Source organism: Azospirillum picis (assembly GCF_017876115.1).
Taxonomy (GTDB): domain Bacteria; phylum Pseudomonadota; class Alphaproteobacteria; order Azospirillales; family Azospirillaceae; genus Azospirillum; species Azospirillum picis.
The window spans coordinates 73,993-99,212 of record NZ_JAGINO010000012.1 but is presented as its reverse complement, the minus strand read 5'-3'; the positions used below and the strand labels follow the sequence as shown (position 1 = coordinate 99,212).

At 70.0% G+C, this 25,220-nt stretch carries 24 protein-coding genes; 14 read left to right on the top strand and 10 right to left on the bottom strand.

Annotated elements, in window-relative coordinates:
• Positions 1-292 precede the first annotated feature (292 nt).
• Positions 293-1,690, bottom strand: a complete 1,398-nt coding sequence (locus J2850_RS17130) for an MmgE/PrpD family protein (protein WP_209983796.1) — start codon at positions 1,688-1,690, stop codon at positions 293-295.
• A 165-nt stretch (positions 1,691-1,855) separates the two neighbouring features.
• Between J2850_RS17130 and J2850_RS17125 the strand changes: the two genes are divergently transcribed.
• The gene (locus tag J2850_RS17125; protein WP_246513151.1) at positions 1,856-2,812 is read left to right on the top strand and encodes a LysR family transcriptional regulator; all 957 of its coding nucleotides are present in this window, start codon (positions 1,856-1,858) and stop codon (positions 2,810-2,812) included.
• Between the two features lie 27 nt (positions 2,813-2,839).
• Here J2850_RS17125 and J2850_RS17120 read toward each other — a convergent pair whose 3' ends face one another.
• The 3 genes from J2850_RS17120 to J2850_RS17110 are packed head-to-tail and all read right to left on the bottom strand — an operon-like array spanning position 2,840 to position 6,030.
• Positions 2,840-4,390 (bottom strand): DHA2 family efflux MFS transporter permease subunit, encoded by a 1,551-nt coding sequence (locus tag J2850_RS17120; RefSeq protein ID WP_209983794.1) that lies wholly within the window; start codon positions 4,388-4,390, stop codon positions 2,840-2,842.
• Positions 4,383-5,534: an HlyD family secretion protein gene (locus J2850_RS17115; protein ID WP_246513150.1), complete on the bottom strand. Its 1,152-nt coding sequence runs from the start codon at positions 5,532-5,534 to the stop codon at positions 4,383-4,385. The genes J2850_RS17120 and J2850_RS17115 overlap by 8 nt, the downstream gene beginning before the upstream one ends.
• 10 nt (positions 5,535-5,544) lie before the next feature.
• Positions 5,545-6,030, bottom strand: coding sequence for a MarR family winged helix-turn-helix transcriptional regulator (locus J2850_RS17110; RefSeq protein ID WP_209983790.1), 486 nt, complete (start codon positions 6,028-6,030; stop codon positions 5,545-5,547).
• Positions 6,031-6,202: 172 nt separating this feature from the next.
• Between J2850_RS17110 and J2850_RS17105 the strand changes: the two genes are divergently transcribed.
• Together J2850_RS17105 and J2850_RS17100 are read left to right on the top strand one after the other, a co-directional pair.
• The gene (locus tag J2850_RS17105) at positions 6,203-6,946 is read left to right on the top strand and encodes a CBS domain-containing protein (protein ID WP_209983787.1); all 744 of its coding nucleotides are present in this window, start codon (positions 6,203-6,205) and stop codon (positions 6,944-6,946) included.
• A gap of 71 nt (positions 6,947-7,017) precedes the next feature.
• Positions 7,018-7,674, top strand: coding sequence for a GntR family transcriptional regulator (locus J2850_RS17100; protein ID WP_209983785.1), 657 nt, complete (start codon positions 7,018-7,020; stop codon positions 7,672-7,674).
• Between the two features lie 45 nt (positions 7,675-7,719).
• On the opposite strand, the gene J2850_RS17095 is transcribed toward J2850_RS17100, so the two are convergent.
• Together J2850_RS17095 and J2850_RS17090 are read right to left on the bottom strand one after the other, a co-directional pair.
• Positions 7,720-8,733, bottom strand: a complete 1,014-nt coding sequence (locus tag J2850_RS17095; RefSeq protein WP_209983784.1) for a 4-hydroxyproline epimerase — start codon at positions 8,731-8,733, stop codon at positions 7,720-7,722.
• Between the two features lie 55 nt (positions 8,734-8,788).
• Complete coding sequence (locus tag J2850_RS17090) at positions 8,789-9,712, bottom strand: dihydrodipicolinate synthase family protein (protein WP_209983782.1); 924 nt, start codon at positions 9,710-9,712, stop codon at positions 8,789-8,791.
• 239 nt (positions 9,713-9,951) lie between these two features.
• Here J2850_RS17090 and J2850_RS17085 point away from each other — a divergent pair, with 239 nt between their 5' ends.
• Positions 9,952-11,226 (top strand): NAD(P)/FAD-dependent oxidoreductase, encoded by a 1,275-nt coding sequence (locus J2850_RS17085; RefSeq protein ID WP_209983780.1) that lies wholly within the window; start codon positions 9,952-9,954, stop codon positions 11,224-11,226.
• Between the two features lie 26 nt (positions 11,227-11,252).
• Here the strand turns inward: J2850_RS17085 and J2850_RS17080 are convergent, their stop codons facing one another.
• Entirely contained in the window at positions 11,253-11,441 is a 189-nt protein-coding gene (locus J2850_RS17080; protein WP_209983778.1) for a hypothetical protein, read from the bottom strand.
• 184 nt (positions 11,442-11,625) lie between these two features.
• The gene (locus tag J2850_RS17075; protein WP_209983775.1) at positions 11,626-12,741 is read right to left on the bottom strand and encodes an NADH:flavin oxidoreductase/NADH oxidase; all 1,116 of its coding nucleotides are present in this window, start codon (positions 12,739-12,741) and stop codon (positions 11,626-11,628) included.
• 153 nt (positions 12,742-12,894) lie between these two features.
• Here J2850_RS17075 and J2850_RS17070 point away from each other — a divergent pair, with 153 nt between their 5' ends.
• Complete coding sequence (locus tag J2850_RS17070) at positions 12,895-13,785, top strand: LysR family transcriptional regulator (RefSeq protein ID WP_209983773.1); 891 nt, start codon at positions 12,895-12,897, stop codon at positions 13,783-13,785.
• Positions 13,786-13,791: 6 nt separating this feature from the next.
• On the opposite strand, the gene J2850_RS17065 is transcribed toward J2850_RS17070, so the two are convergent.
• Together J2850_RS17065 and J2850_RS17060 are read right to left on the bottom strand one after the other, a co-directional pair.
• Entirely contained in the window at positions 13,792-14,271 is a 480-nt protein-coding gene (locus J2850_RS17065) for a DUF411 domain-containing protein (protein WP_209983771.1), read from the bottom strand.
• A gap of 164 nt (positions 14,272-14,435) precedes the next feature.
• The gene (locus J2850_RS17060) at positions 14,436-15,362 is read right to left on the bottom strand and encodes an SDR family oxidoreductase (RefSeq protein WP_209983769.1); all 927 of its coding nucleotides are present in this window, start codon (positions 15,360-15,362) and stop codon (positions 14,436-14,438) included.
• A gap of 216 nt (positions 15,363-15,578) precedes the next feature.
• Here J2850_RS17060 and J2850_RS17055 point away from each other — a divergent pair, with 216 nt between their 5' ends.
• The 9 genes from J2850_RS17055 to J2850_RS17015 all read left to right on the top strand — a co-directional run bounded on the left by J2850_RS17055 (position 15,579) and on the right by J2850_RS17015 (position 25,214).
• Positions 15,579-16,433, top strand: coding sequence for a GntR family transcriptional regulator (locus J2850_RS17055; RefSeq protein ID WP_209983767.1), 855 nt, complete (start codon positions 15,579-15,581; stop codon positions 16,431-16,433).
• Between the two features lie 5 nt (positions 16,434-16,438).
• Complete coding sequence (locus J2850_RS17050; protein ID WP_209983765.1) at positions 16,439-17,683, top strand: ABC transporter substrate-binding protein; 1,245 nt, start codon at positions 16,439-16,441, stop codon at positions 17,681-17,683.
• Between the two features lie 113 nt (positions 17,684-17,796).
• A complete protein-coding gene (locus tag J2850_RS17045) occupies positions 17,797-18,669 on the top strand; it encodes a branched-chain amino acid ABC transporter permease (protein WP_209983763.1) in 873 nt (290 codons plus the stop codon).
• Complete coding sequence (locus J2850_RS17040) at positions 18,666-19,664, top strand: branched-chain amino acid ABC transporter permease (protein WP_209983761.1); 999 nt, start codon at positions 18,666-18,668, stop codon at positions 19,662-19,664. The genes J2850_RS17045 and J2850_RS17040 overlap by 4 nt, the downstream gene beginning before the upstream one ends.
• The gene (locus J2850_RS17035) at positions 19,651-20,397 is read left to right on the top strand and encodes an ABC transporter ATP-binding protein (protein ID WP_209983759.1); all 747 of its coding nucleotides are present in this window, start codon (positions 19,651-19,653) and stop codon (positions 20,395-20,397) included. The genes J2850_RS17040 and J2850_RS17035 overlap by 14 nt, the downstream gene beginning before the upstream one ends.
• The gene (locus J2850_RS17030; protein ID WP_209983757.1) at positions 20,390-21,103 is read left to right on the top strand and encodes an ABC transporter ATP-binding protein; all 714 of its coding nucleotides are present in this window, start codon (positions 20,390-20,392) and stop codon (positions 21,101-21,103) included. Before J2850_RS17035 ends, J2850_RS17030 begins: the two co-directional genes overlap by 8 nt.
• Before the next feature lie 25 nt (positions 21,104-21,128).
• A complete protein-coding gene (locus J2850_RS17025; protein ID WP_209983754.1) occupies positions 21,129-22,556 on the top strand; it encodes an MmgE/PrpD family protein in 1,428 nt (475 codons plus the stop codon).
• A gap of 1 nt (position 22,557) precedes the next feature.
• Positions 22,558-23,469 carry an isocitrate lyase/PEP mutase family protein gene (locus J2850_RS17020; RefSeq protein ID WP_209983752.1) on the top strand — a complete coding sequence of 304 codons (912 nt, stop codon included), beginning with the start codon at positions 22,558-22,560 and terminating at the stop codon, positions 23,467-23,469.
• Positions 23,466-25,214, top strand: coding sequence for a hydantoinase B/oxoprolinase family protein (locus J2850_RS17015; RefSeq protein WP_209983750.1), 1,749 nt, complete (start codon positions 23,466-23,468; stop codon positions 25,212-25,214). The genes J2850_RS17020 and J2850_RS17015 overlap by 4 nt, the downstream gene beginning before the upstream one ends.
• Positions 25,215-25,220 lie beyond the last annotated feature (6 nt).

Genomic DNA, 25,220 nt, shown 5'->3' with positions numbered 1-25,220 from the left:
TTTGCGCTTGGAGCAACGGTGTCATAGGGCTTCCACCGGTGGGAAGAGTGCGGAAATGCCGGAGGATTGTGCAGAAAATTGCCCAATATCCAGCCAAGCGTTGCGAAAGCGGCTGCAGGTGCCGAGACTGGGCCGGCGAAAAGCTTGGTGTTGCTTGCAAATTTTCCCATGGCCGCCGGTGACGGGCTTGCCGGAAAAACGGGCCGCCGCCGGCCGGCTCGGGGGGCATCATGACGATTTTTTATCGACATCATGAAGGAAACGGCATGATGCCGGCATGTTCGGCCGGCCATCACGGGGTCAGCAGGCCATCGAGGGTCGGCAGGCGGTCCAGCGACCGCAACCTTCCATAAAGGCGATCGGCCTCGGCGGGGCCGGGGACCCTGTCGGCGGCAAGGACGGCGCAGGCCCGGAACTTCGCGGCATGCTCGGCCGCCGCCAACGGCCGGGCGGCACTGCCGCGCGGCATGGCGCAGAACCGTGTGAAGGAGTCCCCCCGCAAGGTCACGACGGTCACCTCGGCGCCTTCGGGCGCACGGCGTGCCCGTTCGGGATCGTCGTTCCAGCCGGGATCGGCGGCCATGGCGACACGGCCCATCGCCGCCCCCAAGCTCGGGTCCGCAAGCACCGCTTCGTCGAGATGCTCCAGCCCCAGCGTGCCGTAGCGCATGGCGCAGGCGACGGCGAAGGGCAGGCTGAAGCGGGCCTCCGCTGGTGTCACGGGCCGGTCGTAGGTCAGGTTCGCCGCGACCACCGGCGGGACGCGGCAGCGCACCGTGGCGATGTCGGCTTCCGAAAGCCTTTCCTCCGCCATCAGATCGCGCACGGCGTCAAGCGCGGCGTGGGCGGACAGGCAGACCGGATAGGCCTTGGTGTCGATCCCCGGATCGAGCAGGCGCCAGTACCGCCCGAGCGTCGCCGGCACTTGCCCGTCGAAGGCGCCGGCCGCCATCAGCCGGGCGAAGCCGCGCGGATCCTCGATCACCCCATGTGGCACCTCCAGGCCGCGCGCGGCCAAACGGGTGGCGCGCACCCCGCCGGCCGCGGCCTGGGCCGCGAGCAGCGGCTTCGCGTCGGTGCCGAAGCAGGCGCGCAGCCCGCCCGTGCCGCACAGGGCGAAGGCGAGCGCGTCGGCCGTCGCGGCTTCCGTCAGCCCCCCCGCCTTGGCCGCCGCTGCCGCGGCGCCGACCGCGCCGAACAGCGCGGTGGTCCACCAGCCGGCATGATAGACGCCGTTGCCGACCGCGTCGGCCAGCACGTACTGGGCCTCGGTCCCGGCGGTCACGGCGGTGAGGAGGTCGCTGCCCGACCCACCGGCGGCCTCCACCGCCGCCAGGGCCGCCGGCACGACGACCGCGGAGCCGTGGACGAAGCCGGCATAGCAGTTGTCGTCGAAATCCAGAGCATGGGCGGCGGCCACGTTGGCGAAGGCCGCGCCTTCCGGGCAGAGCCGGCCGCCGGCCAGCAGGGTCGCCGGCCCGTCGGCGTAGGTGTCGCGGGCATCGGCCGCCACCAGCCGGCCGGCCGATGCCCTGGCGCCGGCGAGCGCCACGCCCAGCGTGTCGGCGATGCAGCCGGAGACGACCGTCGCGACCGGTTCGGGAATGTCGGCGCGCCGCAGCCCGGCAATCCAGGCCCCGATTTGCCGCAGGGCGGGTGGCGGGGTCGCGGCGGTCGAAAGTGGCGGCATGGCGTCGGGTTCCCTCTGCGGCTTGCGGTTCCGGTTGCGCTCCGCGAGCCTGCCGGGAACGGGCCGCACCGGTCGGTTCAAGAAAAAACTTTCATGATCGGGATGAGGAGCATTCATATTAGCGTATGCAGCCCAGCCCCTTGCCCGGAAGCGTGCCGACAGCCAATGCAGCATCGAGACTATGATCTGGCCTCTCTCGAAGTGTTTGTCGCGGTCGCCGAGCTGGGCAGCATGACCAGGGCGGCGGCCCGCCTGGGATTGACCCAGTCGGCCGTTTCCCACGTGGTGCGGCAGCTCGAAACCGCCTTTGCCGCACAGCTTCTCGACCGGACCATCCGGCCGCTGGCGCTGACCGCCGCCGGACAGCGGCTCTGGCACTGGAGCAACCGGATCCTCATCGATGCCCGCCAGTTGCCTGCGGTCATCGGCGGAGCCGACGCGTCCTTCATGCCGGAGCTGCGCATCGGCTGCATCGACACGCTTGCGGCCCCCTTCATCCCGCGGCTGCTGCAGGGGCTGCGCGACCGGGTCCCGTCCTTCACCATCGCGTCGGGCCTGTGCGGCCAGTTGCGGGAACAGTTCCTCGCCCGGCGGCTGGACGTCCTGTTCACCAACGACTCCTTCGACGATCTCGATCAGGTGGAAAGCCAGCGGCTGCTCACCGAGCCGTTCGTGCTGCTGCTGCCGCGCAACGCCGACGAGGTCACCGACGAGGCCGGGCTGCGCGCCCTGTCGCGCACCGTTCCGCTGATCCGCAGCACCACGGACAGCGCGCTCGGCAAGCTGGTGGACCAGCACCTGCGCCGGCTGGGCATGGAGGTGCCGCGCAGCTTCGCCTTCGACGCCACCGACACCGTGATGGCCATGGTGGCGGAGGAGATGGGGTGGAGCCTGCTGCCGCCGACGGCCCTGGTGAAGAGCCGCCAGCACCTGAGCCATATCCGCGTCCTGCCGCTGCCGACGCCCGGCTTCCGCCGTTCCATCCATGTGGTGACCCGCAAGGGCGAACTGGGATCGTTGCCCGCGGACATCCACAAGGCCGGGCGGACGGTGATCCGGCGCGGGTACTTCACGGAGGTCCTGGCGGCCTCGCCCTGGATGGCGCCGATGATCACGCGCTGACCCCGCCGGATCACTGTCCGCCCGGCCTCACTCCATCGCGACGCTGTGGTCCATCTCGGGCGGCTTGGGCGGCTTGCGCAGCAGAAGGAGCAGCGGCATGACGGCAAGCGACAGGATCATCAACAGCTTGAAGTCGTTCACATAGGAGATGATGGTTGCCTGGCGGGTGATCTCCTGGTCCAGGGCGGCGCGGCCGACGGCGGTCAGCGGATCGAAGATCGCCCTGGCGGACGGCGCGTCGAACAGCCGGTTGAAGGGCGTCACATGGGTGACGATCTCGGCATGGTTGACCTGGGTGTTGCGCGTCAGCAGCGCCGCGACGATCGAGATGCCGACCGCCGACCCGATGTTGCGCGACAGGTTGTAGAGGCCGGTGCCGTCGCCGCGCCGCTCCGGCGCCAGGGTGGAGAAGGTCACCGTGGTCAGCGGCACGAACAGGAAACCCAGCCCGGCGCCCTGGACGAAGCCGATCTCGATGATGGTCCATTGCGACACGTCGGGCGTCCAGCCGGTCATCTCGTACATCGCCCAGGCGGTCATCGCCAGGCCGGTCAGCAGCAGCAGGCGGGTGTCGACCCGCCCGACCAGCTTGCCGACGATGAACATGCAGACCATGGTGCCCAGGCCGCGCGGGCCCATCACGATGCCGGCGGTCACCACCGGATAGCCCATCAGCGTCTGCAGGTAGGGCGTCATCAGCGCCAGCGAGGCCAGGTAGGTGACGCCGACGATGAAGATGAACAGCATGCCCATCGAGAAGTTGCGGTCGAGGAACAGGCCCGGTTTGACGAAGCCGTCCCTGGCGGTGAAGGTGTGGACCAGGAACAGGTAGAAGGCGGAAGCCGCCACCAGCGCCTCGACCATGATCTCCTTGGAGGAGAACCAGTCGAGCTGCTCGCCGCGGTCGAGGAAGAGCTGGAGCGCGGCGATCGACAGGCTGAGCAGGCCGAAGCCGGTCCAGTCCAGTTTCGCCGACGCCTGGGTTTGGCTTTCCGTCACGAAGGCCGACACGCCGAAGAAGGCGAGCACGCCGATCGGGACGTTGATGTAGAAGACCCAGCGCCAGCTCGCATGGTCGGTGAGCCAGCCGCCGATCACCGGCCCCAGCACCGGCCCGACCATCACCGACACCCCGAACAGCGCCATGGCGGAACCGCGTTCCTCCGGCGTGTAGATGTCGAGCAGGATCGACTGCGACAGCGGCACCAGGGCGGCGCCGAAGAAGCCCTGCAGCAGGCGGAACAGCACGATCTCCACCAGCGACTGCGACAGGCCGCAGAGCACCGAGGCGACGACGAAGCCGATGATGGAGATGTTCAGGATGCGCTTGCGCCCGAAGCGCAGCGCCAGATAGCCCGACGGCGGCGTCATGATCGCCGCCGCCACGATGTAGGAGGTCAGCACCCAGTTGACCTGGTCGGCGCTGGCGGCCACGCTGCCCTGGATGTAGGGCAGGGCGACGTTGGCGATGGTCGTGTCCAGCGCCTGCATGATGACGGCGAGGATCACGCAGACGGTGATGGCGCCGCGGTTGGCGACCGGCGGCGTGCCGGCCGCCGCCCCAGCCGTGCTACTCATGGGCCTGCTCATGGGCCTGCATCCCGTGGGCCTGCGCCTTCGAGCCGCCGAACAGCGAGGTGACGAAGTCCGGCAGGCCGCGGGCGTGGCCGGTGTCGACGTCGACGACCACGCTCATGCCGACGCGCAGCGGCGGCTTGCCGGCCGGCGTGTCGATGCGCACGCGCATCGGGATGCGCTGCACCACCTTCACCCAGTTGCCCGAGCTGTTCTGCGCCGGCAGCAGCGAGAAGCTGGCGCCCGACGCCGGGCTGATGCTGTCCACCGTCCCGGTCCATTCGGCGCCGGGATAGCTGTCGACGGTGACGGTCGCCGGTTGGCCCGGACGGACATAGGTCAGTTCGGTTTCCTTGGGCGACGCCTCGACCCAGACATGGTCGGTGGCCACCAGGCTGAACGCCGCGGTTGCCGCCGGCAGATACTGCCCGACCTGCAACGACGGCACCTTGGTCACCACGCCGTCCGCCGGTGCCCGCACCACGGTGTGGGAGAGCTGGCGCGCGACCTCGTCACGCGCCGCCACCGCGTCGCGGTAGCGCGGATGGTCCTCGATCCGGCCGTCGGGATGGCCGTTGAGGTTGGCGGCGATGGCGGCGAGCTGCTGGGTGAGCGACGCCTGCTTCTGCCGTGCCGTCTCGACATTGTGGCGCGACTGGTCGTAGGTCGCCCGCGAGGCGAAGTTGCTGTTGGCGAGCTGCTTCTGCCGCTCCAGGTCGGTGGTGTAGAAGTCGATGTCGGCCTGGGCCTGGGCGATCTGGGCCTGCATGTCGCGGTAGCTGGCCTGGAGCGCCGCCAGGTCGTTGCGGACGATGCCGATCTGGGCCTCCGCCCGGTCGACGGCCAGCCGGAAGGGAAGGTCGTCCAGGCGGAACAGGACGTCGCCGGCCTTGACGGCCTGGTTCTCGCGGACCGCGATCTGCTTGACGATGCCCGACACGTCGGTGGCGATGCCGACCATGTCGCCCTGCACATAGGCGTTCTCGGTCGACATCACCTGTCCGCCGGTGACGTATTCGTAGCCGCCGGCGACCAGGGCGACCGGCAGCAGGGCGAACAGCAGCATCCGCACCCGGCTGCGGCGGGGACGCTTCGGCGACTGGTTCCCGGCCTCCCGGCTCGAAGCCGGCGCGTCCGTGGATTTCAAGACCTGTCCATCAGCCATTTTCAGCGGAGTCCCGTTGACTGTCATGGAAAGCGGCCGGGCGCTCGCACGCCTCGACCAGATTGCATTTGATGAGGCCGAGCACGCGGACCAGGGTTTCGCGGTCGGCAGCCGATACCCCCTGCAGGGCTTCGGCACGGGTGGCGTCCCCCAGCTTGCGGGCGGACCCCAGGAGCGGGCGCGCCTTGTCCGTCAGGTGGAGCAGGCGGACCCGGCGGTCGGTCGGGTGCGGGCGCCGCTCGATCAGGCCGATGGCTTCCAGCTTGTCCAGCAGGCGCACCAGCGTGATCGGCTCGATGTCCAGCAGTTCCGCCAGGCCGCCCTGGTGGATCCCCTCGTTGCTCGACAGGTAGGCCAGGACCTGCCATTGCGACCGCGTCAGGCCGAGATGGCGGGCCTGCTGCTCGAACCGCTTGCGCAGCAGGCGGGCGGCATCATGCAGCAGGAAACCGAGCGGGGCCTGGGAGGGGGTGTTCATCGGGGATGAGTCGTCCATTGCAAGCATATAATAAGCTTGCTTACTATATGCGGCTGCCACTGCCGGTCGCAAGAGTGGCGCGAACCGCGTCCTCGGCATGGCCGGCCTTCGCAAAACGCGCCGGTCGGTTGCCGGGGACCTGCTATGGGAAGGAAAACAAGAGGATGGCGCCATGAAGGCAGTTGAGGTTATGACCCGCCCGGTGATCACCATCGCCGCGGAGGAATCCGTCGACCGCGCCGTGGATCTGATGCTCACCCACCGGATCAGCGGACTGCCGGTGGTCGATGCGCAGGGCCGGCTGACCGGCATCGTCACCGAGGGCGACTTCCTGCGCCGCGTCGAGCCGGCCGCCGGGCCGCAGCGCCCGCGCTGGCTGGAGTTCGTGCTCGGCGCCGGCCGGCTGGCCGACGACTATGTCCTGGTGCATGGGCGGCATGTCGCCGACGTGATGACCCGGCAAGTGGTGAGCGTCACGGAGGAGACGCCTCTGAAAGAGGTCGCGGCCCTGCTGATGGACCGCCGGATCAAGCGGCTGCCGGTGCTGCGCGACGGCATGGTGGTCGGCATCGTCAGCCGGTCCGACCTGCTGCGCACCGTCACCCGCAAGGCCGCCGACGTCCTGTCGGGGGCGGAAGCGGACGCCCGGATCCGCGACGGGCTGCTGGCCGAGCTGAAGACGCAACGCTGGACACCGGCCTCGACCCTGGTGGTCACCGTGCAGGACGGGGTGGTCGACCTGCGCGGCGTCGTCTTCGACGACCGCCAGCGCCGCGCCCTGCGGGTGGCGGCGGAGTCGATCCCCGGCGTGCGCGGCGTCGTCGATCACCTCACCTGGGTGGAGCCGAATTCCGGCGTTGTGGTCGCCGACGACGACCGGGGGGACGGGGAGGCGGCGGCGGACCGGGCCGGCTGATTTTATACAATCGACGGCATCGGGCGATGGAACTGGCGCCCGGTCACGGTCTCCGGTTAAATGCCGCCATCATGAAGGATGCCCTGAAACACCGCACGCTGTCGGCGGCGATCACCGAACAGGTCCGTCAGGGCATCCTGAACGGCAGCCACCCGGCCGGCACGCAGCTTCGCCAGGACGCGCTGGCGGAGCTGTACGGCACCAGCCGCATTCCGGTGCGGGAGGCGCTGTTCCAGCTGGAGGCGGAGGGGCTCGTCCGCATCGTGCCGCACAAGGGCGCCATCGTGTCGGACCTGTCGCTCGACGAGATCAACGACGTGTTCGACCTCCGCGGCATCCTGGAGCCGCGCATGCTGGCGCAGTCGGCCCAATCCTTCACCCCGGAGGTTTTCGCGCAGCTCGACGCCCTCCAGGCCCGCTTCGCCGAGGCGATCGCCGCCAACGACATCGGCCGCTGGGGTGCGCTGAACGCGGAGTTCCATCTGGCACTCTATGCGAAGGCGCGCCAGCCGCGCAGCCTCGCCATCGTGACCTCGCTGCTGCAGACCAGCGACCGCTACACCCGGATGCAGCTCAACAACAACGAGGCGGCGATGCGGCGTGCCGAGAGCGAGCACGCGGATCTGATCGCGCTGTGCCTGCGCGGTGCCATCTTCGAAGCCTGCCGCTTCCTGCACAGCCACATCGAGGAGGTGCGGGCCGGCCTGCTGCAGACGCTGGGGCAGTAGGCCGGCCGGCTCCGGAGGCGGCCTGGACGCGGCTGGCGAGGGCGGTCAGGTGGCTTCGGCGACCTGGAATCCCTGCCAGAAGGGGTCGCGGTCGTCGACGAAGATGGTGTTGAAGCCGGTGGTGCGCGCCCATCCGCCGATCGACGGGATGATCGCCGGCAGGTCGCCCACCATGGTCTCGCCCACGACGCGGCCGGTGAAGGTCGAGCCGATGATGCTCTCGTGGATGAAGTCCGTCCCCGCCGCCAGCCGGCCGGTGGCGTGGAGCTGCGCCATCCGCGCCGAGGTGCCGGTGCCGCAGGGCGAGCGGTCGATGGCCTTGTCGCCGTAGAACACCGCGTTGCGCGCCGTACCGCCCGCCGTCATCGGCCGGCCGGTCCACATCACGTGGGTCAGGCGGTCGAGCGCCGGGTTGGCGGGGTGGACGATGCGGTGCCGGGCGTTGAAGGCGGTGCGCAGCCGCGGGCTGAGGCGCAGGACGTCCGACGGCTGGAGGGCCGAGAGATCCTCGTAGCCCGGCTGCGGCTCGACGATGGCGTAGAAGTTGCCGCCGAACGCGACATCGACCGACAGCGTGCCGAACCCCTCCACCTCGACCTCGTAGCCGCGGCCGAGCAGGAAGGACGGGACGTTGGTCAGCGTGACGCTGTCCACATAGGGGCCGTTCTGGACATAGCGCGCCTCGACCACGCCGGCCGGGGTGTCGAGCAGCAGGCGGCCCGGCTCCCGCGGGGTGACCAGCCCATGCTCCAGCATCATCGTGACGGTGCCGATGGTGCCGTGGCCGCACATCGGTAGGCAGCCAGAGGTCTCGATGAACAGGATGGCGACGTCGCAGTCGGGTCGCGTCGGCGGATAGAGGATCGAGCCGGACATCATGTCGTGCCCGCGCGGCTCGAACATCAGGCTCTTGCGGATCCAGTCGTGCTCGGCCAGGAAATGCTGGCGCCGCTCGAACATCGTCGCTCCCGCCAGGGTCGGGATCGACCCGCCGGTGACGAGGCGGACGGGATTGCCGCAGGTGTGACCGTCGATGCAGAAGAAGCTGTGACGCGCCATCGGGCGACCTCTGGATTGCGGGGACGGGCTGGCGGGAGGATCGGCGCGGGGCGCCTCAGGCGGCCAGCCCGACGTCCGGCAGCGCCGGCCGGGTCTCGATCGCCTTCGCCATCAGGGCCTCGACCGCGGCGCGTTCCCCGGGCAGCAGTTCCAGCCGCGGCGGGCGGGTCCGCCAGGTGCCGCGACCCATGATGTGCTCGCACAGCTTGATACACTGCACCAGATCGGGGCGGGCGTCGAGGTGGAGCAGCGGCATGAACCACTCGTAAAGCGGCATCGCCTCGGCGAAGCGCCCGGCCTTGGCAAGGCGGAACAGCGTCTCGCCCTCGCGCGGGAAGGCGTTCGACATGCCCGACACCCAGCCGGCCGCCCCCATCGCCACGCTTTCGACGATCACGTCGTCGAGCCCGGCGAACAGGACGAAGCGGTCGCCGACCATGTTGCGGGTGTCGATGAAGCGCCGGGTGTCGCCGGAGCTGTCCTTGAAGCAGACCACGGTGTCGCAGTCGGCCAGCATCGCCAGGATGTCGGGCGTCACGTCGTTCTTGTAGACCGGCGGGTTGTTGTAGACCATCACCGGCAGGTCGGTCGCCTTGGCGACGGTGCGGAAATGCGCCGCGGTCTCGTGCGGCTTGGAGGAATAGACCAGCGCCGGCATCAGCATGATCCCGTCCACCCCGACGCGGGCGGCCTCGCGCGCGGTCTCGACCGCGAAGGGGGTGGTGAACTCCGCGATGCCGCAGATCACCGGCACCCGCCCGCCGGCGGCCGCCTTGGCGGTCTCCATGACCGCGACCTTCTCCGTGCGGGTGAGCGAGGTGTTCTCGCCCACCGTTCCGCAGACCACCAGACCCGACACGCCGTCGCGGACCAGACCGTCGATCACCCGGGCGGTGGCGTCGAGATCGAGCGACAGGTCGTCGTGGAACTGGGTGGTCACGGCGGGGAAGACGCCTTCCCAGGAGATGCGCTTGGTCATCGTGGTCCTCGCTTCGGGCAGGGGGACGGTCAGGATGGCGCATGATGAGAAGATTGTATAAAATATGCAAATGGAAAGGGCGCGGCCTTGCGGCAAAACGGCGAGGAAGGTGGAAAACGTCCACCCGGTCGCGCGCCGACACACCGCAGATTGTATATTGTGTATGATTGCGGGTCGGCTAGGATGGCGGTCTGCCGCGCGCCGTGGCGGGCGGAGCCTGTGAAAGGGATGCGGGAGCCATGCGGATCGCGGTGGTTGGGGCGGGGATCATCGGGGTGGCGCTCGCCCATGCGCTTCTCGACGAAGGCCATGAGGTCGACCTGTACGACCGCGAGGGGCCGGCGGCCGGGGCATCGGCCGGCAATGCCGGCTGGATCGCCCACATGGACATACTGCCCCTGGCCTCGCCCAAGGCCTGGGCGCACATGCCGCGCTGGGTGGTGGATCCCCTGGGGCCGCTGAGCATCTCGCCACGCCACCTGCCGCGGCTGGCGCCCTGGCTGCTGCGCTTCGTCGCCGCCAGCCGGCCGGACCGCATCGCCGCCGGGTCGCGCGCCATCCACGCGCTGAACGCGCTGTCGCTTCCCGCCTGGGAGCGGCGGCTGGACGGGCTCGGCCTGTCGCACCACCTGCGCCGCACCGGCATCCTGTCGGTCTGGACCGACCGATCCGCCTTCGCCGCCGCCGACGGGTTGCTGCGCCGGCAGTCGGAGCTGGGCATCGCCGTGGAGCGGCTCGACGCCGCCGGTGTCCGGGCCTTGGAGCCGGTCTTCGCATCGCGGGCGGCAACGGGGGCAACAACTGGGACAGGGGGGCTCGCAGGCGGTGCCCTCTATCCGACCGGCGCCCATGTCGGCGACCCCCGTGCCCTGACCGAGGCGCTGGCCGACGCCGCGCGTGGCCGCGGCCTGCGGCTGACGACCGCGACGGTGACGGCGCTGGAGCCGGGCGAGGGGGGGATCGGCCTGCGGCTGTCCGGCGGCGGGCTGGCCACCGCCGACCGCGCGGTGATTGCCTGCGGCGCCTGGGCGAAGCGGCTTGCCGCCTCCGTCGGCGACCATGTGCCGCTGGATACCGAGCGCGGCTACAACATCACCGTCGCACGGGGAACGCTGGGATTGACGCGGCCGGTGATGTACGAGGGCCACGGCTTCGTCACCACGCCTCTCGACAGCGGCGACCGGATCGGCGGCAGCGTCGAGTTCGCCGGGCTCGATGCGCCGCCGAACTGGGCGCGCGTGGATGCGATGCTCGGACGTCTGGCGCGTGTCCTGCCCGGTCTGGCCGTGGGGGAGGGCACCCGCTGGATGGGATTCCGCCCCTCCATCCCCGACAGCCTGCCGGTGATCGGTCCGGCGGTGCGGGAGCCGAGGATCATTCATGCCTTCGGGCACGGGCACTATGGTCTGACGCAGGCGGCGGCGACCGCGGACCTCGTTGCCGCGATGCTGGCCGGACGGGCGCCGGCCATCGACGCGGCCCCCTATGCGGTCACGCGCTTCGGCCGCCGGTAGTGGCGGCCTTGGGCGGCGGCGCCTGTCTACAGCACGGCCTCACGCTCGATGATCAGGCCGTCGGCATCAATGTGCAGGTAGGAGCCGACTTCCACGTCGCCGCGCGCGATGGCCTCGTTGATCATGACCTGGGCATCGGCAAGCGTAATCGGCTCCCCGTCGTAGAAAGGCTGCCCATCGGCATGCCGGATGGTGTGGTAGGTGGCTGTATCCATGCCGTATTCCTCCAGTGATGCGCCACGATGATAACGCGGAAGCCGGCACATCCGCCCGGCAACTCCCGGGAGTATTCGGCTGCGGTGATCGAATTTCCAGGCGTATGGGCTTCCAGCCACTCGGATCGAGACGCATCACCCGGACCGCGGCTGAAGAGCCCGGTGATCCGGGCTCCAGGCCGGATCAGGCGGCGGTATCGCCCTCGAACCCGCGGTAGCGTTCCAGCCAGTGGGCATAGGGCGCCGGCAGGACCCAGGATGGGCGCGGCTCGCCCAGTGCCAGCGCTGCGCGGTACGGGTAATGCGGGTCGGCGAGGTGCGCGCGGCCGACCATCACGAGGTCGAGCTGGCCGTCGGCGACCGCGCGGTCGGCGATCTTCGGCGCGTCGATGCCCCAGGCCGACGAGACCGGCAACTCGGCCTCGCGGCGCACCCGGCCGGCGATCGGCGCCAGGAAGGCCGGCCCCCAGGGGATATGGGCGGCGGGGGTGGAGAAGCCGATGCTGACGCTGAGCATGTCGAGACCGCCGGCACGGAAGTTCCGGGCGAGCTCGATGGACTCGGCCAGCGTCTCCTCGTCGCGGCCGTCGAATTCGATCACGCCGAAGCGGGCGGTCAGGGGCAGGTGCTCCGGCCACACCGCGCGCACCGCCGCCAGCGTCTCCAGCAGGAAGCGGCTGCGGCCGGCAAGGTCGCCGCCATACTGGTCGGTGCGGGTGTTGGCATGCACGGAGAAGAAGCTCTGGCCCAGATAGCCGTGGGCGAAGTGCAGTTCCAGCCATTTGAAGCCGGCGTCACGGGCGCGCACCGCGGCGGCGACGAAATCGGCCCGGATGCGGGCGATGTCATCCTGCGTCATCGCCTTCGGGACCTTCGGCAGGGTGGCGCCGAACGCGACGGCCGACGGCGACAGCGTGTCCCAACCGCGCGGATCGCCGTCGGGAATATGGTCGTCACCCTCCCAGGGACGGTTGGCGCTGGCCTTGCGGCCGGCATGGCCGATCTGGATGCCCGGCACGGCGCCCGCCGCCGCGATGGCGGCGGCGATCCGCGCCATGCCCTCGGCCTGGGCGTCGTTCCACAAGCCGGTGCAGCCGGGGGTGATGCGGCCTTCCGGCGAGACCGCCGTCGCCTCCACGATCACCAGCCCGGCACCGCCGCGCGCGAGGCCGCTGTAGTGGGCGAGGTGCCAGTCGTTGGTGACGCCGTCGACGGCGCTGTACTGGCACATCGGCGGGACCGCGATGCGGTTGCGCAGCGTGACGTCCTTCAGCGTAAAGGGCGTGAACAAAGCGGACATCGTATTTCTCGTCTCGTTTCCTGGATGACGGTGCGGCAGGGCGTCTGCCGCCGGCTGCCGTTCGCCGGGGGATGGGGCGGAGCCTGACAGAGGTAGCAACGGTGTGCTATAAGTGGAAGGCAGCATCCCTTATTGGACGGATAAAAGATCCTTATGCTGAATCCGCAATGGGTGCAGAGCTTCACCATGCTGGCGGAGGTCGGCAGCTTCACCCGCGCCGCGGGCCGGCTGGGGCTGACGCAGGCGGCGGTCAGCCAGCATGTCCGCCATCTGGAGGACCGGCTGGGGCCGCTGCTCATCCGCCATCCGCGGGGCGTCGAGCTGACTCCGGCGGGTGCCGCGCTGCTGGACTATGGGCGGGAACTGGAGCGAGCCGACCGACGGCTGAAGACGCGGATCGCCGGCTGCGACACCGACCATGGCGAGGTCGGGCTGATCACCCCCGGCAGCGTCGGGCTTCTGCTCTATCCGCTGCTGCTGGATTTCCAGGCGGCCCATCGCGGCCTGATCATCCGCCACCGCTTCGCTCCCGATGGAGAGGTGCTGGAGGCCGTGCTCGGCAACCGGTTCGAGCTGGGTCTCACCACCGCGCGGCCGGACGACCACCGTCTGGCCACCGGTCCCTTCACCGAGGAGCCTCTGGAACTGGTGGTTCCGGCCGGGGAGGAGGTCCATGACTGGAGCGACCTGGAGCGGATCGGCTACATCGACCATCCCGACGGTCAGGCCATGGCGGCGCGCCTGCTCGGCCGGCGCTTTCCCCGCAACCCCGGCGTCCGCAGCCTGCCCTATCATGGCTTCAGCAACCAGATCGGGCTGATCCTGGAGCCGGTGGCGCGCGGCCTCGGCTTCACGGTGATCCCCCGCTACGCCCGCCAGGCGTTCGCCAGGGCCGAGGCGATCCGGGTGGTGGAGTGCGGGGCGCCGGTGGTCGATACGCTGTGGCTGATCCACCGCGCCGAATGGCCGCTGCCGGCCCGTGCCCGCCAGGTGGCCGAGCATCTGCGCGGCCGGCTCGCGGACCGGCGGGAGGCGGCGGGCTGACCGCCGTCAGTGCGTGGCGAAGACGCGCGGCTTGCCGTCCGGCGCCCCGAAGAGGACGGTCTGATAGGGCTCGCCGGTCTTCATGTCCATGCCCGGCGCGTCCTGGGGCATCCCGGGGACCGAAAGGCCCTTGGCGGCCGGCCGCTCGGCCAGCAGGCGCTTCACGTCGGCGGCCGGGACATGCCCTTCGACCGCGTAGCCGTCGACCAGGGCGGTATGGCAGGACTGGAGCTGGTCGGGCACGCCGTTGGCCGCCTTGACCGGTCCGACATCCTCGACCTCGTGAACCTTCACGGTGAAGCCGGCCGCGGTCATGTGCTTCACCCATCCGGCGCAGCATTCGCAGGTCACCGCCTTCCACACCTCGACGACGGTGCCGGCGGCGGCCGGGCTGCTGGCGACGGCGAGGGCGCCGAGCCATGCGCCACCGGCGAGGAGGGCGCCGGCGGCGGCCGACAGGATGAGTTTCCGGGATTTCACGGGCATCGCTGGCTCCTTGTGCATGCGGCCTTCGCGGGACGGCTGATGGCTGCGTCGCGGTGATCTGTCTATCCCATCCGGACAGACGGCACCTTGATCGAGATCACGCCTGGCCCGGTCGCGAGCGGGCAGGCGGGGGCCGAAGCCCCTGCGCCCGTCCCCGGCGACCCTCAGGGCTGGCCGCTGCCGCCGGCCGAGCCGTAGACCTGCCCGGTGGCGAAGCTGCCGTCGTCGGCGGCGAGCTGGACATAGAGGCCGGCGAGTTCGGCTGGCTGGCCGGCCCGGCCGAGTGGCGTCTGGCTGCCGAACTGCTTCAGCTTCTCCTGCGAGGCGCCGCCGCTGACCTGAAGCGGCGTCCAGATCGGACCGGGCGCCACGCCGTTGACGCGGATGCCGCGCGAGGCGAGCTGCTTGGCCAGCGACTTGACGTAGTTCATCGTCGCCGCCTTGGTCTGGGCATAGTGGTAAAGCTCCGGCGTCGGGTCGTAGGCCTGTTCCGACGTGGTGCCGATGATCGACGAGCCGGGCGGCAGGTGCGGCACCGCCGCCTTGATGATCCAGAAGGGCGCGTAGATGTTGGTCTTCATCGTCGCGTCGAATTCCTCGCTGCTCAGGTCGAGGATCGACTCGCACGCCTGCTGCCGGGCGGCGTTGCAGACCACGATGTCGAGGCCGCCGAGGCCGGCGATCGCGTCGGCGACCAGCTTGCGGCAGAACGCCTCGTCACGCAGGTCGCCGGGAAGGGCGACGGCCTTGCGGCCCTCGGCCTCGATCAGTTCGACCACCTCGCGGGCGTCGGGTTCCTCGCTCGGGTAATAGTTGATCGCGACATCGGCGCCCTCGCGGGCATAGGCGATGGCCGCGGCGCGGCCCATGCCGGAATCGCCGCCGGTGATCAGCGCCTTGCGCCCGGCCAGGCGTCCGGAACCACGGTAGCTGGTCTCGCCATGGTCGGGGCGGGGATCCATCTGGCCGGCAATGCCGGGCCAGGGCTGTGACTGGCCCTTGTAGGGCGGGCGCGGGTATTTGGAGCGCGGGTCGCGGAGCGCCGGGCCCTGGCCGGCGCCCCGGCCGTCGTCTTGCTGGGATGATGCCATGTTCTGAACCCCGTCCATGAGTGTACCTGTGGGTGAGCGTCACCGACAGAACCGCACGGGGGCGAATTGGTTGCGGAATTTCCGCCCTCTGCTTCGGCTGCTGACCGTCCGCGTCCCCAACGTCACTGTTGACCAAAGCTGTATTATCGATCATACAGGTTCCTGTCTGGTGTACGGACAGGAACCGATTTCCGGCGAGAGGGGAGGCGGGGCACTGTGAAGTCGGCGGTCGAACCCCTGAAGGCGCGCAGGATCTACCTGCTGCTGCGCGACCGCATCGTCGCCGGCGACATGCCGGCGGGCGCGCGGCTGCCGGGCGAGCCGGCGCTCGCGGCGGAGCATGCGGTGTCGCGGGTCACCGTGCGCCGGGCGCTCGACCTTCTGGAGAAGGAAGGTCTGGTGCAGCGCAAGGCCGGTTCCGGGACCTTCGTCCACGACACGCGCAGCGTCCGCCCGATCGTCGCCGACCTGTCCAACGTGCTGTCGCACCTGATCGACATGGGGCGCAGCACCGACGTGAAGCTGCTGTCCTTCGGCTACGGGGCGCCGTCCGAGGCGATCGCCGAAAGCCTTGGGCTGAAGCCGGGCGAGCGGGTCCAGCGGTCGGTGCGCGTGCGCCTGATCGACGGGGAGCCCTTTTCCTACCTGACGACCCATGTGCCGGAATGGCTCGGCCTGACCTATTCGGAGGCGGAACTGGCGGCGCGGCCGCTGCTGGAATTGATCGAGCGGTCGGGGGTCACGACGGAACGCGCGACCCAGGCGATCAACGCCACGCTGGCCGGGCCGGAAGCGGCGGCGGCGCTCGACCTGGAGATCGGTTCCCCGCTGCTGACGCTGACCCGCATCGTCTACGAGCCGTCCGGGCGCGGCGTCGAGCATCTGCATGCGCTGTACCGGCCCGACCGCTACAGCTTCCACATGGACCTCGTGCGCACCGGCGGCGACGGCGAGCGGCGCTGGAGCCCGGCGCTGGGCTGGCCGCGCGCGCCCGAGAAGGCCAAGCCCGAGAAGGTCAAATCGGGCGAAAAGCCCACCCGCGTCCCGCGGGCAATCAAACAGAGGAGTTGAGCGTGATGGGACGTTCGGTTCAGGACGCCGCCCTTTCCGGCATTTCCCGGCGTACGGTTCTGAAGGCGGGCGCCGCTGCGGCCGTCTTCGCGACGGTGCCCATGGCCGCTCCGACGGTGCTGCGGGCGCAGACCGCGGCCGTCAAGATCGGCATCCTCCAGCCGGTGACCGGTGCGCTCGCCTATGACGGCGACCTCGGCCGGCTGGGCGCGGAGATGGCGATCAACGAAATCAATGCCGCCGGCGGCATCAAGGCGCTGGGAGGCGCCAAGATCGAGATGGTGTTCGGCGACGCCCGCTCGATGCCCGAAGCCGGCACGCAGGAGGTCGAGCGAATGCAGGCCGACGGCGTCTCGGCCATCGTCGGCGGCTTCGCCAGCCCGATCTGCCTTGCCGCCTCGCAGGCGGCGGCACGCTACGACCTCCCCTATCTGGTGGATGTCGGCGTGTCGGACCAGATCATGTCGCGCGGCCTCGCCAACACCTTCCGCTTCAGCCCGGGCTTCGGCAAGGTCACGCAGGTGGCGCTCGACAACCTGACCGCGATCAACGAGCAGGCGGGCAAGCCGGCCAGGACCGTCGTCCTGGTGCATGAGGACGGCCTGTTCGGCTCCGGCCTCGCCAAGCTGCTGCAGACCGAACTGCCCAAGCGCGGCTTCGAGATCCTGGAGACGATCGCCCATCCGACGCCGGCGCGCGACATGTCCAACGTGGCGCTGCGCATCCGCTCGCTGAATCCGGACCTCGTCATCCCCTCCAACTACTACGGCGAGTTCGTGCTGCTCGCCCGCACCATGCAGCAGCAGCGCATCAAGCCGAAGGGCGTCTATGCGATCCTGGGCGGGGCGGCGTCGAACGGCCGCTTCGTCAAGGAATTCCCGCAGGCGGCCCAGAACGTCATCGACTGCAATCACTGGCACGATCCCCGCAATCCAAAGGCGCTGGCCCTGCGCAAGGCGGTGGAAGGGCAGGGCAAGTCCTTCGCCTACAACGTCTCGCTGAACTACTCCAACGTCCTGCTGCTGGCCGACGCCATCGAGCGTGCGGCCTCGACCGACCGCAAGAAGATCATCGAGGCGCTGAACGCCTCCACCTTCGCCGGCCACATCATGCCCTATGGCCCGACGAAGTTCGTCAACGGCCAGAACGAGGGCGCCGCCCCGATCAACACCCAGATCCAGGGCAGCGACATCAAGGCGATCTTCCCGGAGTCCTTCGCCGAGGCCAAGCCCAACTTCCCGGCGGTCTAGGGGCCGTTCCCGCGCCAGCGGCTCCCCGCCGCCGAGCTCCTGCCCGCCCATGCCAGGGAAGGGGGGATGCGGCGGAGTGGCCGGGCGCTTCCGTTTTCCACGCACGGACAGCCATGTACTCACCTCAGATCATCCTGGAAGCGGCGTTGAACGGGCTGATGACCGGTGCGGTCTATGCCCTGATCGCGCTTGGCCTGACGCTGATCTACGGCGTGCTCCACATCATCAACTTCGCCCATGGCGCGCTGCTGACCTGCGCGATGTTCGCGGTGTGGATCGCCTGGGCCTGGCTCGGGATGGATCCCTATCTTGCCATCCTGCCGCTGGTGCCGCTGATGTTCGCGCTCGGCTACGGCCTGCAGCGCTTCGTCGTCGGCCCGGCCAGCCATGGCGATGACGGCAACATCCTGCTGGTGACGCTCGGCCTGTCGATCGTGCTGGAGAACGTGCTGCTCGCGCTGTTCCAGTCGGACACCCGCACGCTCGACACCGACTATTCCTTCCAGGTGGTGGCGCTGGGGCCGCTGCTGCTGAGCTATCCGCGGCTGATCGGGCTGGGGGGGGCGGTGGTTGTGACCGGGCTGCTGTGGCTGGTGCTGAACCGCACCGACACCGGCAAGGCGATCCGTGCCGTCGCCAAGGAGAAGCTGGGGGCCAACCTGGTCGGCATCGACGTGCCGCACATCTACGCCGTCACCTTCGGCCTGGGCTGCGCCTGCCTTGCCGTCGCGGCGGGGCTGCTGATGCCGACCTTCTACGTCAATCCCCGCATCGGCGGCGCCTTCGTCCTGGTCGCCTTCACCGTGGTCGTGCTGGGCGGCATGGGGTCGATCCCCGGCGCGCTGCTGGGCGGCCTGTTCATCGGCGTGGTCGAGAGCCTGTGCGGCCTGTTCCTGGGCGACAGCCTGGGGCAGATCGGCATCTTCCTGATCTTCATCGCCGTGCTGCTGGTGCGGCCGACCGGCCTGTTCGGAGCGAAGGCATGACCGCGCGCGACCTGATCCCGATCGCCGTCCTGGCCATCCTGGCGGCCCTGCTGCCGCTGGTGGTGACGGCGAGCCCGGTGCTGAACTTCCTGGTCTTCATGCTGATCGTGGCGCTGGGAGCCCAGGGTTGGAACATCCTGGGCGGCTTCGGCGGCCAGTTCAGCTTCGGCCATGCCGCCTTCTTCGGCACCGGCGCCTATGTGACGGCGATCCTGCAGCTCCGCTGGGGCATCAACGCCTGGGCCGGGCTGGTCCTGGCGACGGCGGCCGGGGCGGCGGTGGGCTGGGCGATTGGCTTCCTCAGCTTCCGCTCGGGCCTGCGCGGCTCATACTTCGCGCTGGTGACGCTGGCTTTCGCCGAAGTGTTCCGCATCCTTGCCAACGCCGCCCCGATCACCGGGGGCGCCGCCGGCCTGCTGATCAAGCTGGATGTGCGCCCGGCCAACCTGCAGTTCGACGACCGCGCCGTCTTCTACTGGCTGGTGCTGGCCTTCGTCGCCGCGGTGCTGCTGCTGACGCGCTGGATCCAGCGCTCGCGCTTCGGGGCGCAGCTCGTCGCGGTGCGCGAGAACGAGGACGCGGCCAAGGCGCTGGGTGTCGACTCCCTGAAGCTCAAGCTGCGCGCGATCGCCCTGTCCGGGGCGGTGACCGCGCTGTCGGGCTGCCTCTACGCCCAGTATTTCCTCTACATCGACGCCAACATCGCCTACGGGAGCTGGATCTCGGTCGAGCTTCTGCTCGCCCCGATCATCGGCGGCGTCGGCACCGTCTTCGGCCCGGTGGTGGGAGCCCTGACCCTCCACGGGCTGGGAGAGCTGGCCAAGCAGTTCGCCGGGCGCATCCCCGGCATCGACCTGATCGTCTTCGGCGGCGTGCTGGTGCTGGCCGTCGCCTTCGCCCGTGGCGGCATCCTGGGCCTGCTGGAGCGGTTGCTCGGCCGTGGCCGCGGGATGGTGGCGCGGGGCGGCAAGGAGGTGTCCCATGCTGGCCGTTGACGGCGTTTCCAAGCGGTTCGGCGGGCTGATGGCGGTGGACGGCGCTTCCCTGGCGCTGGAACCCGGCGGCATCGTCGGGCTGATCGGTCCGAACGGCGCCGGCAAGACCACGCTGTTCTCGATGATCTCCGGCTTCGTCGAGCCGAGCGATGGGCGCATCCTGTTCCAGGGCACCGACATCACGCGGGAGGAGCCGCATCGCCGGGCCGAACGCGGCATCGGGCGGACCTTCCAGATCGTCCAGCCCTTCGCCGGGCTCACGGTGTGCGAGAACATCGCCGTCGGCGCCTACCTGCGCCACGCCAGGCGCGCCGACGCCACCGCAAAGGCACGCGAGGTGGCGCGCCGGGTCGGGCTGGGCGCGGAACTCGACCGGCCGGCCGGCGGGCTGACGGTGGCCGGGCGCAAGCGGCTGGAACTGGCCCGCGCGCTCGCCACCGAGCCGAAGCTGCTGCTACTGGACGAGGTGCTGGCCGGCCTGAACCCGTCGGAGATCCGCGACATCATCCCGGTGATCCGGGGCATCCGCGACGAGGGGGTGACGATCCTGATGATCGAACACGTCATGCAGGCGGTGATGAACCTGTGCGAGCGCGTCTATGTGCTGGCACAGGGCCGCATGATCGCCGAAGGGCCGCCCGCCGTCGTCTGCGCCGATGCCCGGGTGATCGAGGCCTATCTCGGCCACGGCGCCGCCGCCCGGCTGCAGGCGGAGGGGGCTACCCATGGCTGAGCAGCTTCTGGAAATCCACGGCCTGAAGACCGGCTATGGCGCGACTGAGGTGCTGCGCGGCATCGACATGGCGGTGCATGCGGGCGAGATCGTCACCGTGCTGGGGTCCAACGGCGTCGGCAAGACCACGCTGAACAAGGTGCTGTCGGGCGTGCTGCCGGCCTGGACCGGCGAGATCCGGTTCGGCGGCCGCCGCATCGACGGCCGGTCGGCCGCGCAGATCGTCGAGGAGGGGCTGATCCAGGTACCGGAAGGCCGCAAGATCTTCCCCAACCTGTCGATCCGCGAGAATCTGGAGCTGGGCAGCTACCGCCGCGGCAAGCCGAACCGGGCACGGAACCTGGAGCGCATCTTCGCCACCTTCCCACGCCTGAAGGAGCGCGAGGCGCAGTTCGCCGGCACCCTGTCGGGCGGCGAGCAGCAGATGCTGGCGATCGGCCGCGGCATGATGGCGGAGCCGCTGCTGCTGATCCTCGACGAACCCTCGCTCGGCCTCTCGCCTCTGGTGGTGGAGGAGATGTTCGGGCTGATCCGCAGGCTGAACGGCGAAGGGCTGGCGATCCTGCTGGTGGAGCAGAACGTCGTCCAGTCGCTGGAGGTCGCCCGCCGGGCCTACATCCTCGAAAACGGCGTCTTCGCGCTGTCGGGAGCATCCGACGACATCGCGCGCGACCCCGAACTGAAACGCACCTATCTCGGCCTCTAGGGGCCGTCTGCTCGGGAGCGGTGACATGACAAGCCTGTCCTTCGACGTGAAGCCGGCGAGCGAGCTGCTCGCCGCCGCCCGGCCGTCCTGGCTCGACCGCTGGGGCGCCTTCGCCGCCGGCCTGACCTTCGCCGACCTGCCGGCTCCGGTGGTGGAGCGGGCGAAGCTGGTGCTGCTCGACTGCATCGGCGTCATCGCCGCCGGCATGCAGGAGCCGGAATGCCGCGCCCTGGCCGGCCGCATGGCCGGCACGGGTGGGGGCGGCACCTGCCCGGCCATCGGCAGCGGGAGCGGCTTCGCCCCCGGTCAGGCGGCCTTCCTCAACGGTGTCGCCGGAACCATGCTGGAGTTGGACGAGGGCAACCAGTATGCGCGCGGCCATCCGGCGATCCATGTCCTGCCGTCCGCCCTTGCGGCCGGAGCGGGTCTGAAATCCTCCGGCGCCGACCTGCTGACGGCGCTGGCGCTCGGCTACGAGATCGGGTCGCGCATCGGCATCGCCGCCAAGCTGCTGGTCACCACCCATCCGCACGGTACCTGGGGCACCGCCGGCGCGGCGCTGGCGGTGGCGCACCTGAACCGGGCCGATGCGGCGGCGATGATAGAGACGCTCAACATCGCCTCGACCCTGGGGCTCGCCACCAGCCGCCGGACGATGCTGGAGGGCGGGACTGTCCGCAACGCCTATGCCGGCGTGTCGAACCAGCTCGGCCTGACCGCATGGGATCTGGCGGCCAGCGGCATCATAGGCGAGGCCGACGGGGTGGGCAGCGTGTTCGGCGGCGTCATCGCCCGCGACTTCCGGCCGGACCTGATGGTCGAGGAGTTGGGCGGACGCTGGGAGATCGCCCGCAACTACTTCAAGCGCCACGCCGCCTGCCGCTACACCCACGGCGCGCTCGACGCGTTGGGCGACATCGTGGCGCAGGCCGGCGGCCCGATCGCGCCGGGCGACGTGGCGGCCATCGAGGTCGACACCTATGTCTGGGCCGCCCAGCTCGACGGGGCCGAGCCGAAGAACATGCTGGCGGCGAAATTCTCGCTGCCTTTCGCGCTGGCGACCTACCTCGCCAACGGCGCCACCACCCCCGACGCCTTCCGGGACGGCGCGCGGGAGGATGGGGCGACCCGTGCCCTCGCCCGCCGGGTGACGGTGCGCGAGGACCGGGACCTGACCGCCCGCCTGCCCGGACTGCGTCCCGCCCGCGTCCGCCTGACCCTGATGGACGGGCGGCGCTTCGCCGCCGAGGCGCTCACCAACAAGGGCGACACCGAGGACCCCTACGGGCCGCACGAGGTGCGCGCCAAGTTCGCCGACCTCGCCGGGCCGGTCTGGGGTGCTGCCCACGCCGACGCCATCGCCGACTGTGTCGACGCCATCGACCGCGCGGCCGATCTTTCAACCCTGACCCGGTTGCTGTCGGCGCCCGCCGCCGCCGGGGGGAACGCCTGAGATGACCCATCCCGACCTCAGCTTCAAGCAGCGGCTCGCCGAGAACCGCGTCGTGCTCGCGCCCGGCGTCTATGACGCCTTCACCGCCTCGCTGGCCGCGGCGGCCGGGTTCGAGGCGCTCTACCTGTCCGGCGCCGCCATCGCCTATACCCGGCTCGGCCGGCCCGACATCGGGCTGGTGTCGGTCAGCGAGGTGGCGGACACCATCGCGCTGGTGCGCGACCGGGTGCCGACGCCGCTGGTGGTCGACGCCGACACCGGCTACGGCAATGCGCTGAACGTCCAGCGCACGGTGCGGATGTTCGAGCGGGCCGGCGCCACCGCGCTGCAACTCGAGGACCAGAGCTTTCCCAAGCGCTGCGGCCACCTGACCGACAAGGCGGTGATCCCGGCGGGCGAGATGGCCGGCAAGATCAAGGCGGCGGTCGACGCCCGCAGCAGCGAGGGCACCCTGATCGTCGCCCGCACCGACGCGGTGGCGGTGGAGGGCGTGCCGGCGGCGCTCGACCGTGCGCGCCTGTATGTCGAGGCCGGCGCCGACGTGCTGTTCGTCGAGGCGCCGAAGAGCCGCGAGCAGCTCGCCGCGATCGCCGACCAGCTTGGCGGCGTCCGTCCGCTGCTGGCCAACATGGTGGAGGGCGGGCAGACGCCGATCAGCTCGGCCGCCGACCTGGGCGTGCTGGGCTACCGGCTGGTGATCTTTCCCGGCGGCATCGTCCGGGCGCTCGCCCGGCAGGCGCAGGACTATTACGCCTCGCTGGCCGAGCATGGCACAACCCAGCCCTTCCGCGACCGCATGTTCGATTTCAACGCGCTGAACGAGCTGATCGGCACGCCGGAGATGCTGGCGCTCGGCGAAACCTACAAGGATTTCGCGCCGGTCAAGCGGACCAAGCAGGAGGACGCGGTATGACCATGACGGCTTCCACACCCATCGACCCGGTCACGCTCGCCGTGCTCAAGGGGCGGCTGGAGCAGATCGCGGACGAGATGGACGCGACGCTCTACCGCTCCGCCTTCAACCCGATCATCGCCGAGGCCCGCGACGCCTGCCATGGCCTCTACCATGCCGAGACCGGCGCCACGCTGGTGCAGGGCACCAACGGCCTGCCGATCTTCGTCGGGGCCATGGCCTTCGCGGTCAAGGCGGTGATCGACAAGGTGGCGCAGGAGGGCGACCTCCATCCGGACGACATCTTCCTGTTCAACGATCCCTATGACGGCGGCACCCACCTGAACGATTTCCGGCTGGTGCGGCCGATCTTCCGCGACGGGCGCCTCTTCTGCTGGATGGCGTCGGTCGGCCACTGGCTCGACATCGGTGGCAACGTGCCGGGCAACTTCAACGCGCGGGCGACCGACAGCTTCCAGGAGGGGGTGCGCATCCCGCCGGTGAAGCTGGTCAGGGCCGGCGTGATGGACCACGACCTGCTGGCGATCCTCGCCGCCAACTCCCGCGTGCCGGTCTCCAACTACGGCGACCTGAACGGCCAGTTGAACGCGCTGGATCTGGGCGTGCGCCGGCTGAGCGATCTGCTCGACGAGCATGGCGACGGGACGGTTTACGCCGCCTTCGACGCCTTCACCGCGCGCGCCGATGCGCTGATGCGCAGCGCCGTGTCCAAGCTGCCGGACGGCACCTACAGCTTCGAGGATTATCTCGACAACGACGGCATCACGGCCGACCGGCTGCGCATTGCGCTGGACCTGACCATCGCCGGCGACCGGATGACGCTCGACTTTTCGCGGTCCTCAGCTCCCTGCGCCGGGCCGCTGAACATCGCCTATTCCACCGCGGTCGCCTGCTGCTACGTCGCGCTGAAGCATGTCTTCACCGACGTGCCGGCCAATGCCGGCTGCCTCAACCCGATCACCTTCGTCATCCCGGAAAGCACGCTGCTGGCGGTGAAGCCGCCCAAGCCGGTCGGCGGTTATACCGAGACCATTCTCCGCGTCATCGGCGTGGTGTTCGGCGCGCTGGCGCTGGCCGACCCGGCGCGCGCCACCGCCGCCCCCTTCGGCACCATCAACGCGCTGTCGCTGGCCGGCCATCGCAAGGACGGCTCGCGCTGGGTGATGTTCTCCTTCTTCGGCGGGGGCCTGGGCGGCAATCCCGAGACGGACGGGCTGAACCACGCCAACAACCCGATCTCCACCGCCACCATTCCGCCGGTGGAAATCCTGGAAGCCGCCTATCCTGTGATGTTCACCCAATGGGCTCTGCGGCCGGACTCCGCCGGTGCCGGCCTGCATCGGGGCGGGCTCGGCGCCGTCTATGAGATCGAGGCGCTGACCGACGCCGATGTCTTCCTGCTGGGCGAGCGCGGCGTCTTCGCGCCCTTCGGCGTGGCCGGCGGCACGCCCGCGGCGTTGAACCGTTTCACCTGGCAGAGCGACGAGGGCGAGAGGTCGCCGCCGCTCGCCTCCAAGGTCACCGACGTGAAGATCCGCGATGGCCAGCGCGTGCGGCTGGAGACGCCGGGCGGCGGCGGCTGGGGCGACCCGAGGCGGCGCCATGCGGAGGATGTGGCCCGCGACGTGCGGCTCGGCTACCTGGGCCGCGATGCGGCACGCAGCGTCTATGGCGTGGCGCTGCGCGACGACGGCACGCTCGACGTCTCCGCCACCGCAGCCTTGCGCGAAACCTCCGCCGCCTGACGAGTC

Coding starts and splice junctions, on each gene's coding strand:
- J2850_RS17130 (WP_209983796.1), bottom strand. CDS start 1,690: ATGCCGCCACTTTCGACCGCCGCGACCCCGCCACCCGCCCTGCGGCAA.
- J2850_RS17125 (WP_246513151.1), top strand. CDS start 1,856: ATGCAGCATCGAGACTATGATCTGGCCTCTCTCGAAGTGTTTGTCGCG.
- J2850_RS17120 (WP_209983794.1), bottom strand. CDS start 4,390: ATGAGTAGCACGGCTGGGGCGGCGGCCGGCACGCCGCCGGTCGCCAAC.
- J2850_RS17110 (WP_209983790.1), bottom strand. CDS start 6,030: ATGAACACCCCCTCCCAGGCCCCGCTCGGTTTCCTGCTGCATGATGCC.
- J2850_RS17105 (WP_209983787.1), top strand. CDS start 6,203: ATGAAGGCAGTTGAGGTTATGACCCGCCCGGTGATCACCATCGCCGCG.
- J2850_RS17100 (WP_209983785.1), top strand. CDS start 7,018: ATGAAGGATGCCCTGAAACACCGCACGCTGTCGGCGGCGATCACCGAA.
- J2850_RS17095 (WP_209983784.1), bottom strand. CDS start 8,733: ATGGCGCGTCACAGCTTCTTCTGCATCGACGGTCACACCTGCGGCAAT.
- J2850_RS17090 (WP_209983782.1), bottom strand. CDS start 9,712: ATGACCAAGCGCATCTCCTGGGAAGGCGTCTTCCCCGCCGTGACCACC.
- J2850_RS17085 (WP_209983780.1), top strand. CDS start 9,952: ATGCGGATCGCGGTGGTTGGGGCGGGGATCATCGGGGTGGCGCTCGCC.
- J2850_RS17080 (WP_209983778.1), bottom strand. CDS start 11,441: ATGGATACAGCCACCTACCACACCATCCGGCATGCCGATGGGCAGCCT.
- J2850_RS17075 (WP_209983775.1), bottom strand. CDS start 12,741: ATGTCCGCTTTGTTCACGCCCTTTACGCTGAAGGACGTCACGCTGCGC.
- J2850_RS17070 (WP_209983773.1), top strand. CDS start 12,895: ATGCTGAATCCGCAATGGGTGCAGAGCTTCACCATGCTGGCGGAGGTC.
- J2850_RS17065 (WP_209983771.1), bottom strand. CDS start 14,271: ATGCCCGTGAAATCCCGGAAACTCATCCTGTCGGCCGCCGCCGGCGCC.
- J2850_RS17060 (WP_209983769.1), bottom strand. CDS start 15,362: ATGGCATCATCCCAGCAAGACGACGGCCGGGGCGCCGGCCAGGGCCCG.
- J2850_RS17050 (WP_209983765.1), top strand. CDS start 16,439: ATGGGACGTTCGGTTCAGGACGCCGCCCTTTCCGGCATTTCCCGGCGT.
- J2850_RS17045 (WP_209983763.1), top strand. CDS start 17,797: ATGTACTCACCTCAGATCATCCTGGAAGCGGCGTTGAACGGGCTGATG.
- J2850_RS17040 (WP_209983761.1), top strand. CDS start 18,666: ATGACCGCGCGCGACCTGATCCCGATCGCCGTCCTGGCCATCCTGGCG.
- J2850_RS17035 (WP_209983759.1), top strand. CDS start 19,651: ATGCTGGCCGTTGACGGCGTTTCCAAGCGGTTCGGCGGGCTGATGGCG.
- J2850_RS17030 (WP_209983757.1), top strand. CDS start 20,390: ATGGCTGAGCAGCTTCTGGAAATCCACGGCCTGAAGACCGGCTATGGC.
- J2850_RS17025 (WP_209983754.1), top strand. CDS start 21,129: ATGACAAGCCTGTCCTTCGACGTGAAGCCGGCGAGCGAGCTGCTCGCC.
- J2850_RS17020 (WP_209983752.1), top strand. CDS start 22,558: ATGACCCATCCCGACCTCAGCTTCAAGCAGCGGCTCGCCGAGAACCGC.
- J2850_RS17015 (WP_209983750.1), top strand. CDS start 23,466: ATGACCATGACGGCTTCCACACCCATCGACCCGGTCACGCTCGCCGTG.